This window comes from Janthinobacterium sp. GW460-12-1-14-LB5 (genome assembly GCF_059423585.1).
The window spans coordinates 41,182-56,428 of the sequence record NZ_JBWKYD010000030.1; the positions used below are offsets into that span (position 1 = coordinate 41,182).

Annotated in this window: 13 protein-coding genes and 1 pseudogene; 7 read left to right on the plus strand and 7 right to left on the minus strand. The window is 66.8% G+C overall.

Annotation, left to right across the window (positions count from 1 at the left end; translation table 11 throughout):
* Positions 1 to 14 precede the first annotated feature (14 nt).
* The 3 genes from AC07X6_RS24825 to AC07X6_RS24835 all read left to right on the plus strand — a co-directional run bounded on the left by AC07X6_RS24825 (position 15) and on the right by AC07X6_RS24835 (position 3,943).
* Positions 15 to 926: a DMT family transporter gene (locus tag AC07X6_RS24825; protein WP_494792710.1), complete on the plus strand. Its 912-nt coding sequence runs from the start codon at positions 15 to 17 to the stop codon at positions 924 to 926.
* Between the two features lie 176 nt (positions 927 to 1,102).
* The gene (locus AC07X6_RS24830; protein WP_494792711.1) at positions 1,103 to 2,296 is read left to right on the plus strand and encodes an aminotransferase-like domain-containing protein; all 1,194 of its coding nucleotides are present in this window, start codon (positions 1,103 to 1,105) and stop codon (positions 2,294 to 2,296) included.
* 288 nt (positions 2,297 to 2,584) lie between these two features.
* Positions 2,585 to 3,943, plus strand: coding sequence for a diguanylate cyclase domain-containing protein (locus AC07X6_RS24835; protein WP_474290453.1), 1,359 nt, complete (start codon positions 2,585 to 2,587; stop codon positions 3,941 to 3,943).
* 4 nt (positions 3,944 to 3,947) lie between these two features.
* Here the strand turns inward: AC07X6_RS24835 and AC07X6_RS24840 are convergent, their stop codons facing one another.
* The 5 genes from AC07X6_RS24840 to AC07X6_RS24860 all read right to left on the minus strand — a co-directional run bounded on the left by AC07X6_RS24840 (position 3,948) and on the right by AC07X6_RS24860 (position 9,402).
* A complete protein-coding gene (locus AC07X6_RS24840; RefSeq protein WP_494792712.1) occupies positions 3,948 to 5,528 on the minus strand; it encodes an FGGY-family carbohydrate kinase in 1,581 nt (526 codons plus the stop codon).
* Positions 5,529 to 5,531: 3 nt separating this feature from the next.
* Positions 5,532 to 5,759, minus strand: a complete 228-nt coding sequence (locus tag AC07X6_RS24845; protein ID WP_494792713.1) for a hypothetical protein — start codon at positions 5,757 to 5,759, stop codon at positions 5,532 to 5,534.
* A 123-nt stretch (positions 5,760 to 5,882) separates the two neighbouring features.
* On the minus strand, positions 5,883 to 7,451 hold the full coding sequence (locus AC07X6_RS24850; RefSeq protein WP_494792714.1) for a glycerol-3-phosphate dehydrogenase/oxidase: 1,569 nt from the start codon (positions 7,449 to 7,451) through the stop codon (positions 5,883 to 5,885).
* Positions 7,448 to 9,058, minus strand: a complete 1,611-nt coding sequence (locus tag AC07X6_RS24855) for an FAD-binding oxidoreductase (protein ID WP_494792715.1) — start codon at positions 9,056 to 9,058, stop codon at positions 7,448 to 7,450. Before AC07X6_RS24855 ends, AC07X6_RS24850 begins: the two co-directional genes overlap by 4 nt.
* Before the next feature lie 116 nt (positions 9,059 to 9,174).
* Positions 9,175 to 9,402 carry a hypothetical protein gene (locus tag AC07X6_RS24860; protein ID WP_494792716.1) on the minus strand — a complete coding sequence of 76 codons (228 nt, stop codon included), beginning with the start codon at positions 9,400 to 9,402 and terminating at the stop codon, positions 9,175 to 9,177.
* Between AC07X6_RS24860 and AC07X6_RS24865 the strand changes: the two are divergent.
* The 4 genes and pseudogenes from AC07X6_RS24865 to AC07X6_RS24880 all read left to right on the plus strand — a co-directional run.
* A pseudogene (locus AC07X6_RS24865) lies at positions 9,319 to 9,498 on the plus strand (AraC family transcriptional regulator ligand-binding domain-containing protein); the annotation flags it as partial. The gene AC07X6_RS24860 and the pseudogene AC07X6_RS24865 sit on opposite strands and share 84 nt — an antisense overlap.
* On the plus strand, positions 9,471 to 10,289 hold the full coding sequence (locus AC07X6_RS24870) for an AraC family transcriptional regulator (RefSeq protein ID WP_494792717.1): 819 nt from the start codon (positions 9,471 to 9,473) through the stop codon (positions 10,287 to 10,289). The pseudogene AC07X6_RS24865 and the gene AC07X6_RS24870, both read left to right, overlap by 28 nt.
* A gap of 71 nt (positions 10,290 to 10,360) precedes the next feature.
* Complete coding sequence (locus tag AC07X6_RS24875) at positions 10,361 to 11,143, plus strand: 3-hydroxybutyrate dehydrogenase (protein WP_494792718.1); 783 nt, start codon at positions 10,361 to 10,363, stop codon at positions 11,141 to 11,143.
* A 171-nt stretch (positions 11,144 to 11,314) separates the two neighbouring features.
* On the plus strand, positions 11,315 to 12,163 hold the full coding sequence (locus tag AC07X6_RS24880; RefSeq protein ID WP_494792719.1) for a DUF2071 domain-containing protein: 849 nt from the start codon (positions 11,315 to 11,317) through the stop codon (positions 12,161 to 12,163).
* On the opposite strand, the gene AC07X6_RS24885 is transcribed toward AC07X6_RS24880, so the two are convergent.
* Complete coding sequence (locus tag AC07X6_RS24885) at positions 12,135 to 13,775, minus strand: methyl-accepting chemotaxis protein (protein ID WP_494792720.1); 1,641 nt, start codon at positions 13,773 to 13,775, stop codon at positions 12,135 to 12,137. The genes AC07X6_RS24880 and AC07X6_RS24885 overlap by 29 nt on opposite strands.
* 145 nt (positions 13,776 to 13,920) lie before the next feature.
* Entirely contained in the window at positions 13,921 to 15,204 is a 1,284-nt protein-coding gene (locus AC07X6_RS24890; RefSeq protein ID WP_494792721.1) for a cyclic di-GMP phosphodiesterase, read from the minus strand.
* Positions 15,205 to 15,247 lie beyond the last annotated feature (43 nt).

The following is a 15,247-nucleotide window of genomic DNA, read 5'->3' on the forward strand; positions in this document are numbered from 1 at the left end:
GCACCAGGACAGCCATGCCATCGCACGCCACCACTTCCCCCAGTCACCCCCTGCGCCTCGCCGACGACCGCAAAGGCCTGCTGCTGGGCCTCATCGCCGTCGTCCTCTTCAGCCTGACCCTGCCCTTTACGCGCCTGGCGGTGGCCGAACTCGATCCCACCTTTGTCGCCCTGGGCCGCGCCCTGGTGGCCGCCGGCCTGGCCGGCCTGTGGCTATGGCAGCAGCGGGCGCCGTTGCCACGCCGCGAACAATGGCTGCCGCTGGCGCTCGTGTCGCTGGGCTGCGTGCTGGGCTTCCCCTGGCTGACGTCGATCGCCATGCGCAGCCTGCCCGCCTCGCACGGCGCCGTGCTGGTCGGCATCCTGCCGCTGGCGACCGCCGTGTTTGCCGTCATGCGCGGCAAGGAACGCCCTTCCCCCGGCTTCTGGCTGATGGCCCTGCTCGGCACGGCGCTGGTGGTGGCCTTCGCGCTGCGCCAGGGCGGCGGCAGCTTCCACCTGGCCGACTGGCTGATGTTCGCCGCCGTGCTGCTGGGCGCCCTCGGCTATGCGGAAGGCGGGCGCCTGGCGCAAGCCATGCCGGGCCAGCACGTGATTTCCTGGGCCCTGCTGCTGGCCGTGCCGTTTGTCTTGCCCGCGGTGCTGTGGAGCGCCTGGCCGCAGCGCGCGCTGATGGCGCAGGCCAGCGGCGCCGCCTGGCTGGGCTTTGCGTATATCTCCGTGTTTTCCATGTTTATCGCCTTCTTTTTCTGGTACAGAGGCATGGCGCTGGGCGGCGTGGCCCGCGTGGGACAGACGCAGCTGCTGCAACCGTTCCTCACCTTGCTGGGCGCGGCCGTGCTGCTGCACGAGCCCTTGACGGGCGAAAGCCTGCTGTTTGCCGGCGCCGTGATCGCCGTGGTGGCCATCGGACGCAAGCTGAAGTAAGGCTCCCTGACGCCCATTTGCAACGCCGTTGCGCGTGCGGATGGGCAGAGCGGCGTGCAAGCCGTACAATACCGCAGCACCATGGCGACGCCTATCCGGCGCCGCTTGCGCACGCACCGCCACAAGCGGGCCAACAAATCCAGCCGGCGCAGCTCGGCATCTTCTGTGAGACTCGTATGAAAATTGAAAATCCGAATCCGATCCAATGGCGCTTTGCCGAACGCGCGGAACAGCTGCAAAGCTCGTTCATCCGCGAAATCCTGAAGATCACGCAGCGTCCCGAGATCATCTCGTTTGCCGGCGGCCTGCCCTCGCCCGCCACCTTCCCCGTGGAAGAAATGAAGACCGCCTTCGACAAGGTCCTGTCGAACAATGGCAAGGTGGCCCTGCAATACGGCCCCACCGACGGCTACCTGCCGCTGCGCCAGTGGATCGCCGACTCGCTCTCCAGCAATGGCAGCACCATCATGCCCGAGCAAGTGCTGATGACGTCCGGCTCGCAGCAGGCGCTGGACTTGCTGGGCAAGGTTCTGATCGACGAAGGCAGCAAGGTATTGGTGGAAACCCCCAGCTACCTGGGCGCCCTGCAGGCGTTTTCCGTCTACCGTCCCGAATTCGTTTCCGTCGACACCGATGACGAAGGCCTGGTGCCGTCGTCCATCAACCCCGTCGCCGATGGCGCGCGCCTGTTGTACGCGCTGCCGAACTTCCAGAACCCGACGGGCCGCAGCCTGTCCGTGGCGCGCCGCGTGGAACTGGTGGAAACCTGCGCCCGCCACGGCCTGCCGCTGATCGAGGATGATCCGTACGGCGCCCTGAGCTACAGCGGCGAGCCGTATCCGAAGATGATCAACATGAATCCGGACGGCGTCATCTACATGGGCTCGTTCTCTAAAGTGCTCACGCCCGGCATCCGCCTCGGCTACGTGGTGGCGCCGATGCCGCTGGTGCGCCGCCTGGAACTGGCCAAGCAGGCGGCCGACCTGCACACCTCGCAGCTGACGCAGATGGTCGTGCATGAGGTGATCAAGGATGGCTTCCTGGAGCGCCATATCCCCAGCATCCGCAGCCTGTACGGCAACCAGTGCCAGGCCATGCTGTCCGCGCTGGAAGAGCACTTCCCGGCCGGCATCACCTGGACGAAGCCGGAAGGCGGCATGTTCATCTGGGTCACCCTGCCGAAACACATCGATGCGATGAAGCTGCTCGATGAAGCCATCGCCAATAAAGTGGCCTTCGTGCCGGGCGCGCCGTTCTACGCGAACACGCCGGACACGCACACCCTGCGCCTGTCGTTCGTGACGGTGCCGCCGGAACGCATCCGCGAAGGCATCGCCATCCTGGGCAAGCTGATCGCCGCAAAAATGTAATTTCCCCTTCGCGCCCCGCTCTTACGGGGCGTGTCGCTGCTGCCCCTGGCGCCAAGGGGCACGCATCTTTTCCGCCTAAAAACCGCCTTCGCGACAGCAACTGCGTGCATCTATTTTTAAAAATATCATAAAAATAATAGTTTACCACCTCTCGCAGCATCGATTTTCTACCCAAAAAATTGGCGAGGCGGTATGATTTGAGCGCCGCAGCCGATTTGAACCCGGTCAACAGCGCCGACAGTGCGGCAAACGCTGGCATCGCAGAGTACATCGAGAAGGCCGGAAGCAATGAGTCCAGGCAGTGCAGGGTATCCCCAGCGGCACGACGCCGCCATTTTGATTGTCGACGATGCGCCGGCCAACCTTGAGCTGCTGCGCAAGCTGATGAGCGAACAGGGCTATCAGACCTATGTCGCCACGTCCGGCGAACGGGCGCTGGCCATCGCCCAGCGCGCCCATCCCGACCTGATCCTGCTCGACGTGATGATGCCGGACATGGACGGCATCGAAACGTGCCGCCGCCTCAAGCAGCACCCGCTGACGCAGGGCATCCCCGTCATCTTCATGAGCGCCAGGACGGAGACGGACGACGTGGTGGCCGGCTTCGACTGCGGCGCCGTCGACTACATCGCCAAGCCGCTGCGCATGGCCGAGGTATGCGCGCGCGTGCGCGCCCAGCTGCAAATCCGCAGCAACAATGAAACCCAGCAGGAACAGGCCGAACGCCTGCGCACCATCGTCAACAACATGGCCGAGGGCTTGCTGATCATCGAAGCCGATGGCCGCATCCAGTACACCAATCCGGCCTGCGACCAGTACCTGGGCTACCGCGAAAACGAACTGGCCGGGCGCTTCATCGGCGAGCTGCTCAGCCCCCTGGTGACGCAGGAATACCTCGACTACTTCGCCATGTACGCGGCCAATCCGGAGAAGGCGCACAATCACGGCACGCGCGAAGTGGCGATCCGCCACCGCAACGGCGAGACGCTGAGCATGGACCTGACCCTGACGCCCATGTACCTGCGCCAGCCCCTGTATATCGGCCTGCTGCACGACATCACGCACCACAAGCAGTCGGAAGACGCGCTGCAGCGCGCCGCCTATCTCGACCCGCTGACAAAAATTGCCAACCGCCGGCATTTCGACAGTTTCCTGGAAAAGGAATGGCAGCGCGCCGTGCGCGGCGGCGGCGCCCTGTCGCTGGTGGTGCTCGACGTCGACCACTTCAAGCTGTACAACGACAGCCTGGGCCACCCGGCCGGCGACAGCTGCCTGCAGCAGGTGGCGCAAGCCATCGCCTCGCATGCCGCCCGCCCGGGCGACCTGGCGGCCCGCTACGGCGGCGAGGAATTCGTCCTGCTGTTCGCCGACACGGATGCCGAAGGCGCCCTGCACCTGGCCGAAGCCATCCGCGCGCACATCGAGGCACTGCAACTGCCGCACCCGCGGTCAAGCACCTCGCCGTGGATCACCGTCAGCATCGGCGTGGCGACCATCCACCCGCACCAGCTGGACGACCGCAAGGTGCTGTTCGTCGCCGCCGACCGCGCCCTGTACGTGGCCAAGGAAGGGGGGCGCAACCAGGTGCGCGTCACGCAGTCGGGCAGCACGGCCTGGGAGACGGTGAAGGCGCTCGTCCTGCGCTAGCCAGTCACTTTTCAGGATAGCCGGTAATGTCGGCGATTTCGCGGTACAGCGGCTGCAGCCGCGCATACATTTTCTGGTACACGCGCCGGTACAGTTGTTCATAGACCTTGCTGTGCCCCGGATGCGGCTGGAACACCTTTCCCCTGCGCGTCATCGCTTGCACGGCGGCGGGAAAGTCCGCATGCCAGCCCAGGCCCACGGCGGCGGCGATGGCCGCGCCCAGGCCCGAACTTTCATACACGTGGGCGCGCGCGGCGGGCAAGCCGAAGATGTCGGCCGTCAGCTGCATGGCCGCGTCGCTTTGCGAACCGCCGCCAGCGATGCGCAGCTCCGTGATGGCAATGCCGCTGCGCTGCTCGATGCGCTCCTTGCCTTCACGCAGCGCATACGCGAGGCCCTCGAGGATGGCGCGGTAGATGTGCGCGCGCGTATGCACGTCGCCAAAGCCGATCATGGCACCCTTCGCTTCCGGCCCAGGCACCTTGATGCCGGGACTCCAGTACGGCTGCAGCATCAGGCCCATGGATCCCGGCGGCACGGCATCGACCAGGCGGTCGAACAGCGCTTCGGCAGACAAGCCCATGCCATCCTCGGCAGCCGCCGCCCGTTCGCGGTCGCCGAACTGCTCCTTGAACCAGTTGACCATCCAGTAGCCGCGGAAGATCTGCACTTCCGTGCTGTAGGCGCCCGGCATGGCGGCCGGGTACGGCGGAATGAAACGCGTCACTTCCACGTACTTGCGGTTGGTCGTGTTGATGGTGGCCGTGGTGCCGTAGCTCAGGCACGCCACGTGCGGCTCGACGCAGCCGGCGCCCAGCACCTCGCAGGCCTTGTCGGCCGCCGCCGCCAGCAGGGGCGTGCCCTCCGGGATGCCCGTCGCCGCGGCGGCCGACGCCGTGATGGCGCCCATGCGCGTGCCCGGCGTCACCAGCTCGGGCAGCATCGAGCGTTGAATCGCCAGCGCCTGCCACTTCCAGTCGAAGCGCCCGGCCCAGGCGTGGCGCTTGTAGTCGAACGGAATGTACGCCACTTGCGAGCCGGTCGAATCGATATATTTTCCGCAGAGGCGGTGATTCAAAAAGCCCGACAGCAGCAGGAATTTGTGCGTGCGGCGCCAGATGTCGGGCTGGTGCGCGCTGATCCAGTTGATCTCGGCCTCGCGGCGGAAGTACGCGATCGTGCCGTCGAGACGCGTGGCGCGGAAGGCGGCGCGCCACCATGGCGCCAGTTGCGGAATCTCGCGCGTGCTGCGCTGATCCAGCCAGGTAATGGCGGGGCGCAGAGGGGCGCCGTGTTCATCCACGTTGACCACCGTGCCGCGCTGCGTCGTGACGGCCACGCCGGCCACCGAGGATCGATTGATGTCCGTGCTGCGCCACAGCTGCTGGCACGCTTCGCACACGGCTTGCCAGTAGCCTTCCGCATCGTGCTCGGCCCAGCCGGGGTGCTCCGAGTAATACGCTTCGAGGAACACTTGCGCCTTGGCCGCCAGCTTGCCGTCCCGGTCGAACAACAGCGCGCGCACGCTTTGCGTGCCATTGTCGATGGCGAGGATATACGGGCCATCGCCCGCTACGTTCGCCATGGCTTATGCCACGCTGGCCAGCGCGGCGCGCAGCGCCTGCAGCAGCGCCTGCGGATTCTTGTCAGGCCGGGCGCTGAACACGGGCGCTTCCCAATCCTGGCCGCGCACGGCCACCACGCGTAATCTCCCCTCTTCGTTCCAGGCCGGATACCAGCCCACGTCGACGATGCAACCATTCGCGCAGGTGATTTGCAACAGGTCTTCTCCCAGGTCGTCGACAAGGGCGGCCACGGGCTGGCGCAAGTCCAGCGGCGACAGGCTGTCGTAGGTGATGCGGGCGTCGCCCAGCGCCAGGGACTGGCCAAACAGGGTAGTGTCGATGATGCTCTCCTCTTGTTTATTTTTTATGTTTTTTCAATCGCCCTGCGGCACGCTGTAATGGCGGCGCCACAGGGCCAGGTAGCGCTGCTGTTCTTCCTCCCAGCGCGCATCGCTCCACCCCAGTTCATGCTGGCAGATGGCGCGCAGGCGCGGCATGATAGCAAGCGCGCCGCCGGCCAGCTGCAAACCGAGGCGCGTGCGCCGCAGCAGCAAGTCGTCCAGGTGCTGCACGTCCTCGTTGCGCGCGCCCCAGCGCAGCTGCGCCCATAAAGTCTGCGTGCCGGGCACCGGCGCCAGTTCGCCCTCGTGCGCCGCATCGCACAGCGCCTGCGCCCCCGCGCCATGACGGCCCAGCAGGCGCTCGCGCTGGTCGCCGTCGAGCGCCAGGGCCTTGCCCGACAGGGGCGGCGTGGCATCGAAAATCGGCAAGGGGCGCAAATCCGCCTGCCAGCCCGGCAGCAGCGGCGCGGCGCGGCGCAAGGCATCGAGGGCGATCACGCGGAACGTCGTCAGCTTGCCGCCCGCCACCGTCAGCAATCCATTTTCCAGCCATAGCGCATGTTCGCGCGCTTCCTTCGACGGGTCAAGCTGACCGCTGTCGATCACGGGGCGCACGCCGGCAAAGGTGGCCAGCACGTCGTCTTCGCCCAGCGCCAGCTGCGGGAACTGCCAACGCAGCGCGGCCAGCAGATATTTGAGTTCGCCGCGCGTGATGGCCGGTTCCAGGTCCAGGCTGGCGCCGTGGTCGACATCGGTGGTGCCCACCAGGGTCACGCCCTCCCACGGATAGGCGAACACGGGGCGGCCATCGTGCGGGTGCATCAGGCTGACGGCTTGCGCCAGCGGCAAGCGCCAGGCGGGCAGCAGCAGATGGCTGCCGCGCAAGGGCCGCAGTTTCGGCTGTTCTCCCACCTGGCAGCGCAAGCCGTCGGCCCAGGCGCCCGTGGCGCTGATCACCAGGCGCGCGCGCACGGTGAATGCCGTGCCATCGAGCGCATCGTTCAAGGTGGCGCCCGCGACCTTGCCATCGTCTCGCAGCAGCGATGCCACGCCCAGGTAATTGACGGCCACGCCGCCATGGCGGCGCGCTTCCTGCAGCACGCGCAGCACCAGGCGCGCATCGTCCGTCTTGGCGTCCTGGTACAGCATGCCGCCCTGCAGGCCGTCGCGCCGGACGTGCGGCGCCAGCATGGCAAAATCGTCTGCGGCCAGATAGCGGCGCGCGCGCCGGCCCGCCATCACGTCATAGATGGCCAGGCCCAGCATGAACTGGCGCCGCCCCGGCTTCCTGCCCGCGTAGTCGCCGAAGGCAAAGCCCTGCGGCTCGACCAGCCCGGCCGCATCCGCCAGCAAGGCTACCCGCTCGTGCACCGATTCGCGCGTCAGCGCGAACTGTCCCTGCTTGAGGTAGCGCAAGCCGCCATGCACCAGCTTCGAGGAGCGGCTCGACGTGCCCCAGGCGAAATCGCGCTGCTCCACCAGCAGCGCCGTCAAGCCGCGCCGCGCCGCTTCCAGCAGGATGCCGGCGCCCGTGATGCCGCCGCCGACGATCAGCACATCCCAGTCGCGCGCCAGGATGCCGGGCAGCTCTTCCCTGTTCATGACGGGCCGCCGGCGTCGGGCAGCAGTTTGCCGGGATTCATCATGCCCTGCGGGTCGAACTGGCGCAGCAGCGCGCGCATGGCGGCGATGCCCAGCTCTCCCTTTTCCGCCATCAGCCAGGGCGCGTGGTCCGTGCCCACGCCATGCTGGTGGCTGATGGTGCCGCCGTTGGCGACGATGGCGGCGCCGGCCGCGTCTTTCAAACTGCGCCAGCGCGCCATGTTGTCTTCATACGTGGGCGCCAGCCGGTACACATACGTGGTGTAGACACTGGCGCCCTGCGCGTACACGTGCGACAAATGCGTGTAGACGTGCACCCGCTCGCCGTGCGCGGCCAGCGCTTTGGTGCCCGCCTGCTCCAGCGCCGCCATCATGGGTGTCACGCGCGGCCAGTCGACGGCCGTTTCCACCGTGTCGATGACGTAGCCGTGCTCCCAGGCGCCGTTGCGCAGGTAGACGTTGCGAAAGCGCCCCTGCTTCCATTTATCTCCCATGTGGCGTCCCACGTGCACGCCCCTGTGCCGCCGCGCCAGCGCCAGGGCGCCGCGCAGGGCCGCGCGCGCCGATCCGGCTTCGCCGCTGACGCCCAGCATCAGCATGCACTTGCCTTCCGCGCAACCGCGCAGGGACAGATAACGCTCCAGCAATCCCACCAGTTTTTTATGCCCGGCCAGGGTCAGCATGGTTTGCGTTTCGACCGCGTTCGACAGGCGCAGCATGCACAGGGGCAGGCGCGACTGGGCCAACGCCCGCACGGCCGCTTGCGCCTGGCCCCAGCCGGCGAAAAACACGGCGTGGAACGCTTCGTAGGGCGGCAGCGGCGAGACGCGCACCGTCGCCTGCGTCAGGATGCCCAGCCGCCCTTCGGAGCCGAGCACCATTTCGCGCAGGTCGATGCCGGCCGCCGAGGCGGGAAAGGTGGGAATCGTCAGGGTGCCGGACGGCGTTTCCACCACGCCGCCGGCGAACAGCTGCTCGATGCGGCCATAGCGCAAGGATTGCTGGCCCGACGAGCGCGTGGCGATCCAGCCGCCCAAAGTGGAATATTCGAACGACTGCGGATAGTGTCCCAGCGTGTAGCCGTGCGCGCGCAGCTGCGCTTCCAGGTCGGGGCCGTACACGCCCGCGCCGAACGTGGCCAGCTGCGCCTCGCGGTCCAGGTGGCCCAGCGCGCACAGGCGCACGAGACTGAGCGACAGCACGGGACGCGGCCCCGCCGCCACCGTCAGGTGGCCCGCCACGCTGGTGCCGCCGCCATGCGGTATCACGGCCACGCACGCCTGGCGCGCGTAGTCGAGCAGCTGGCGCACCTGCAGCGCGCTGTCGGGAAAGGCCACGCCATCGGGCACGGCGCCGATGCGGCCATGGCGCAGCTTGAACCAGTCGGGCAGGCTTTGACCCAGCGCATGGCGCACGCGCACAGCTGGCGTAGTATCGATCAGCGGATGCGGCGCCAGGCGCGAAGCAGGCACCTGCGCGCAGGCATCCTCGAAGGCGGCATCCGGAATGGCGCTGCCGGGCCCCAGGCGCTCGCCCAGGAAAGCCAGCGCCTCGTCACTCAGCGCATACGTGATGCTCTCGTCTCCCCAGCCATTCCAACGTTGCATCGACATCCCCTGTGTTGTGGCCAGTTGCACGCCACGGCGGCTTGCTATACTGTCCTTGTCTGATTTTCTTGCCAGATCAATAGCATATGCCGCCACAAACGAAGGGTATTGGTTTTTCATGACAATCGCCTTGTTCCATCATGACAAATACTGACGGCCGGGTCGCTGGCGCCTATCTGCAGCCGCTGCTGGAAGCGGCCGGCGCGCACGGCATCGCAGCCGCCGCCCTGGCGCAAGCGGCCGGCGTGGCGCCGCACAGCCTGGAAGCGACAGCGCCCGGCCTGGCCGCGCGCGACTACGTGCGCCTGCTCGATGCGGGCGCCAGCCTGGCGGGCGATGCGCATTTCGGTTTGCACGTGGGCCAGCGCGTGCGCATGGGCACGTACAGCGCGTATGGCTTGATTTTGCTCAGTTGCCAGAACGTGGGCCAGGCGCTGGAACAGACGGCCCGCTACGAGCGGCTGGCGCACGACCTGGGCCGCTCGACCCTGCAGCGGGGGGGGGGCGGGGCGCCGTCGCGCATTACCGCTGGGCCAGCAACTACCCGGGCGCCAGCCGGCACCTGGTCGACAGCGTCTTTGCCGGCATCCGCGTCTGCGGCGACTGGCTGGCGGGCATGCCGCTGCCGCCGGCCAGCCTGGCCTTCACCCACGATGGCGGCGGCGACTTGCTGCGCCACGCGGCGCACCGCGACGAATACGTGCGCGTGCTGGGCAGCCTGCCCGCCTTCAACGCCCCCTCCAACACGGCCACCTTCGACGCGCAATTACTGGACTGGCCCGTGCCGAACGCCGACGTCAGCCTGTACCCCGTGCTGTGCCAGCATGCGGAACAGTTGCTGGCACAGCGCCAGGCCGAAGCGGACGCGGGCGGCGGCATCGACGCGCAAGTGCACGCGGCCATCGTGGCGGGCTTGCGCCAGGGTTCGGCGCGGCTGGCCACCGTTGCCGCCGCACTGGCCGTCACGCCGCGCACCCTGCAGCGCAAGCTGGCCGACGCGGGCACCAGCTTCCAGGCCGTGCTGGACCAGGCCCGCTATGGCCTGGCGCGCGACTATCTGCGCGAGCCGGACCTGTCGCTGGTCGACATCGCCTTCCTGCTCGGCTACCAGGAGCAAAGCGCCTTCAACCACGCGTTCCGCGTCTGGGCCGGCACCAATCCCGGCGCCTGGCGCCTGCAGCAATTACAGGAAAAGCAAGCCGGCTTACAGGCGTGCGCGGGCCATGCCTGACGCGTTTTCTGGCTATACTGGCAAAGTCTGACTTCCCACGATCACTCCAACCCGCAATGCAAAGGATTAATATGCAACTCAAAGACAAAGTCGCACTGATTACCGGCGCCGCCAGTGGCATCGGCAAGGAAATGGCCATCGAATACGCAAAACAGGGCGCCAAGGTCGTCATCGCCGACCTGGCCCTGGAAGCGGCCAGCAAGACGGCCGAGGAAATCAAGCAATCGGGCGGCCAGGCGTTTGCCGTCGCCATGGATGTCTCCAGCGAAGAGCAGGTCGACAAGGGCGTGGCGGACGCGGCGGCCCACTTCGGCGGCATCGACATTCTGATCAGCAACGCGGGCATCCAGATCATCAGCCCCGTCGTCGACTACCCGTTCGAGCAGTGGAAAAAGATGCTGGCCATTCACATGGACGGCGCCTTCCTCACCACGCGCGCCTGCATGCGCGAAATGATCAAGGCGGGCCGCGGCGGCGCCATCATCTACATGGGTTCCGTGCACTCGCACGAAGGCTCGCCATTCAAGAGCGCCTACGTTGCCGCCAAGCATGGTCTGCTGGGCCTGGCCAAGGTGGTGGCCAAGGAAGGCGCCAAGGATGGCATCCGCGCCAACGTCATCTGCCCCGGCTTCGTGCGCACGCCGCTGGTCGACAAGCAAATCCCCGAGCAGGCGGCCCAGCTGCACATCAGCGAAGAAGACGTGATCAAGAAAGTCATGCTGAAAGACACGATTGACGGCGAATTCACCACCACGCAGGACGTGGCGCAAACGGCCGTGTTCCTGGCCGCGTTCCCGTCGAACGCCCTGAGCGGACAATCCATCGTCGTGAGCCACGGCTGGCACATGCAATAATAGTGACGCCCGCCCACATCGGCTGCGCGGCGCCCTGTGCGGCCTGCGATGCTCGCTGTGCTCCAGCACAGCTGCGCGTCTCGGCCACACATCGCTGCCGCTCGCGATGATGTGGACGGGCGTTGCAGCGTTAGCGTATCAACCCTCCGCGCCTTTCCCGAAAGTTCCCAATTGCAAGACAACACTTACCGCCACCCGCGCGCGGGCCGGCCGGGGCGCCTGTTTGCCGCGCTCGCCAATTGCGCGCGTTTCGCCCATCTGCGCCAGGCCGTCATGGCGCGCCTGCCCTTCCTGAAACTGCACAGCGACGTGCGCGACGTCGTGTACGTGAGCTGGCTGGTCGATGCCGCTGCCGCGCAGACATTATTGCCGCCGGGCGTTGCCCTGTGGCAGCGCGACGGCAAGACGCCATTTACCGTGCTGACCTACCGCCACGGCCATTTCGGTCCCGCCCTGCTGGGACCCTTGCGCCGCCTGCTGCCCTCTCCCCTGCAAAGCAACTGGCGGCTGTACCTGGACCACACGCCAGCGGGCGCGCCGGACGTACCCTGCGTGTACTTTCTGAAAAACATCATGGACAGCCTGCCGCATGCGCTGGGCACGCGGCTGTTCAGCGATATCCTGCCGACGCACCTGGCGGCCGGCATGACGCTGGACGTCACGGCCACGCAGGCCCGCTGCAGCATCGCCAGCGGCGCCGGCAGCGCCCCGGCACTGGACGTGCAAGCGGATATCACGGCGGAGCATGGCCTCGATACGGATTGGCAGCAACTGTTCGGCAACTGGCGCGACGCCGTCGCCTTCCTCGCTTGCCAGGATGCGGCCATCGCGCACGTGCCGCGCAATGACAAGCTGGTCTTCGGCGAAATCGACTTGCCCGTTGATCTGGATCAAGTACAAGCGCTGACGGCCTTGCGCGCCGACTGCGGCTTGCTGGCACAGTTGCCGCCCTTGTCCGCTCCGTTCGCCTTCCTCGTGCCCAAGGTGCCGTTCAAGGCGCTGTCAGAGCGCCTGCTGTAGCGCGGCGCTCTGGCGCGCGCAAGGGCACGGCCGGGCCGCCGCGCCGCCGTTCCAGCTTGAACAGGGCCATCGCCTGCTCCAGCTGCAAGGCCTGGTCTTGCAGCGACGCGGATGCGGCCGCCGACTCTTCCACCAATGCCGCGTTCTGCTGCGTCACTTCATCCATCTGCGTGACGGCCATGTTGACTTGCCCGATGCCGTGGCTTTGCTCGCGCGACGCCGAGGCGATCTCTTCCATGATGCCGTGCACGCCCTGCACGGCGCCCAGCATTTCGGCGCTGCTGGCGCCCGCCTGCTGCGCCAGCTTCGCGCCCGCCTGTACCTGTTCCAGCGAGGCCGTGATCAATTGCTTGATTTCCGTGGCCGCCGCCGCACTGCGGTGCGCCAGGCTGCGCACTTCGCCCGCCACCACGGCAAAACCGCGCCCCTGGTCGCCGGCGCGCGCCGCTTCCACGGCCGCGTTCAGGGCCAAGATATTCGTCTGAAAGGCGATGCCCTCGATAATGCCCGTAATGTCGCCGATCTTCTTCGATGAAGCGTTAATGTCCGCCATCATCATCACCATCTGGCCGACGATCTCGCCGCCGCGCCCGGCAAGGCCGTGGACTTTGCCCGCCATGTCGCTCGCTTGCACGGCATTGCCGCTGTTTTGCTGCACCGTGGCGGCCAGCTGCTCCATGCTCGACGCCGTCTGCTCCAGGGCCGAGGCCTGCGCTTCCGTGCGGCCCGACAAGTCCATATTGCCGGCGGCAATTTCCTGGCTGGCCATGCTGATGCGCAGGAAATTGCCGCGCACGTCGCCGACGATGGAATGCAGGTTCACGCGCAGCTGGCGCAAGGAGCGCAGCAGCTGCCCCATTTCGTCGCGCCGCGTCGTGTCGAGCTCGCCAGTCAGGTCGCCGCCCGCCATCACGTCGCACGCCTGGCGCGCCCGCTGCAGCGGCTGCAGCACCACCTTGTGCAGGGCATGCCAGAAATACAGGGTCAGGCACAGGGCCGCCACGGACAGGCCCGTCAGCCAGCCGTGTAGCGCATCCGGCAACAAGCCCGCATCCCAGGCCAGCTGCAGCAGCAAGAGCACGACCAGCGCCCCCAGGTTCCAGGCAATGCGCCGGCCGATGGCCATGTCGCGCACGCTGAGCAGCCTGGCCAGCCAGCCCGTGCGCACGGCGGCGCCCTGGCTCAGGGCGATGCCGTCGGCCTGGCCCGCCTTGATGCGCGCGTACAGGGCGGACGCCTGCGCCACTTGCTGGCGCGTGGGCTTGGTGCGCACGGACATGTAGCCGACGGCCACGCCGTCTTCCACCACGGGCGTCACATTCGCCAGCACCCAGTAATAATCGCCGCTCTTGCAGCGGTTTTTCACCATGCCGCTCCACGAGCGCCCCGAGCGGATGGTGGCCCAGAAATCGGCAAACGCTTCGGCCGGCATGTCCGGATGGCGGAGGATGTTCTGCGGCGCGCCGATCAATTCTTCCGCGCTGTACCCGCTGACGGCGATGAAATACGGATTGGCATAGGTGATATTGCCTTGCAAGTCGGTAGTCGAGACGATGGTCTCGGTATCGCTCAGTGTGATTTCGGTATCGCTGACGGGAAGATTGAGTCGCATGGTCACATCCTTAGTGGTAGCCCGTACGGTGACGGGTATGCGGACAAGGAACGGTCGCCAGCCAGGAAAGCGGACACGGCACTGGCACCATTATTTTAATATTTTATTATTAACAAAATGCACTTTATTACGGCCGTGCCAGCCGTCACGCCACGGCAGGTTCGCCGGCCCAGTAACGGTCGATGTCCTGCAAGCGCCATTGGGCTGCGCTTTCCGTGGAAACAATGCGCTCCTGGCAACCCGGCGCCGCCAGGTCGATGACCGTCGGGGCGATGCAGGTGCCGGCGCGGATGGAAAAAAACACGCGCACGCTGGGCTGCGTCAGCGGCTTGCCCGGTGTCTGGCCCACCACCACGGCCAGGCGTTCCGACTGCAGCCGCACCAGGGTGCCCAGCGGATAGATGCCCAGGCATTTGACGAAGGCGGCAAACAGTTGTGCGTCGAGATGCGCGCCGCGCCAGGAGGCCATGCGGCGCAGCGAATCGGCCGGGCACCAGCCCTGCTTGTACGGCCGGGTCGAGGTGATCGCGTCGTACACGTCGCAGATGGCGCCCATGCGCGCAAACAGGCTGATTTGCTCGCCACGCAAGCCCTCGGGATAGCCGCTGCCGTCGAGTTTTTCATGGTGGTGCAGGCACACGTCGAGCGCCACCGGATCGATCTCGCCCACCTCCTGCAACATGCGGTGGCCGGCGGCCGGATGGGCGCGCACGGAGGAAAATTCCGCGTCGCTCAGGCTGCCCGGCTTGTTCAGGATGGCCGACGGCACGGCCATCTTGCCGATATCGTGCAGCAAACCCGCCAGACCGGCCGAGCGCACCTGCTCCGGCGCCAGGCCCAGCTCTTTGGCCAGCGCCGTCATCAGCGCGCACACGGCCACCGAATGCATATACGTGTAGTTGTCGGCGGTTTTCAGGCGCGCCAGGCCGAGCAGCACGTTGCCGCCGCGCAGTACCGAGGCGGCGATATCATCGACCAGTTCGTAAGCCTGCGCCGCAGACAAGGCCTTGCCCATGCGCACTTCGTCGAACATCGTCTGCACGGCCTGGCGCGAGCGTTCGATCAGGCGCCGGGCGTGCGCCATCTCCTCGTCGCGCGAGCGGGGCGGCCCGGCTTCGGCGCGTGCGCCGGTAGGGCTGGTGAATGCGGCTGCGGGCGCGGCTGCGGGCACTGCTGCGGGCACGGCATCGGCGGCTGGCGGCTCCACGGCAGAGGAGGATGCGAATGCCGGTGCGGGTTCCGCCAGCGCCAGCCCGCGCGTCGTGTCGATCCACACCTCGCAGGGGCGTGCCTTGCGGATACGCTCAAGGTCGGCCGCCGACTCCAGCAGGAAGGAACGCGTCCAGAAAGGGGTATCGAGCCAGGAACGGCCCAGGCGTTCGACATACATTCCCAACTCCAGTTCGCTACTCGTTATTTTTTTCAGCACGGCGGTTCTCCAGGCATTCAGATCGCGATATTTACTTGCGCAT

Coding starts and splice junctions, on each gene's coding strand:
- AC07X6_RS24825 (WP_494792710.1), top strand. CDS start 15: ATGCCATCGCACGCCACCACTTCCCCCAGTCACCCCCTGCGCCTCGCC.
- AC07X6_RS24830 (WP_494792711.1), top strand. CDS start 1,103: ATGAAAATTGAAAATCCGAATCCGATCCAATGGCGCTTTGCCGAACGC.
- AC07X6_RS24835 (WP_474290453.1), top strand. CDS start 2,585: ATGAGTCCAGGCAGTGCAGGGTATCCCCAGCGGCACGACGCCGCCATT.
- AC07X6_RS24840 (WP_494792712.1), bottom strand. CDS start 5,528: ATGGCGAACGTAGCGGGCGATGGCCCGTATATCCTCGCCATCGACAAT.
- AC07X6_RS24850 (WP_494792714.1), bottom strand. CDS start 7,451: ATGAACAGGGAAGAGCTGCCCGGCATCCTGGCGCGCGACTGGGATGTG.
- AC07X6_RS24855 (WP_494792715.1), bottom strand. CDS start 9,058: ATGCAACGTTGGAATGGCTGGGGAGACGAGAGCATCACGTATGCGCTG.
- AC07X6_RS24860 (WP_494792716.1), bottom strand. CDS start 9,402: ATGCGCATCGCCCGCCAGGCTGGCGCCCGCATCGAGCAGGCGCACGTA.
- AC07X6_RS24875 (WP_494792718.1), top strand. CDS start 10,361: ATGCAACTCAAAGACAAAGTCGCACTGATTACCGGCGCCGCCAGTGGC.
- AC07X6_RS24885 (WP_494792720.1), bottom strand. CDS start 13,775: ATGCGACTCAATCTTCCCGTCAGCGATACCGAAATCACACTGAGCGAT.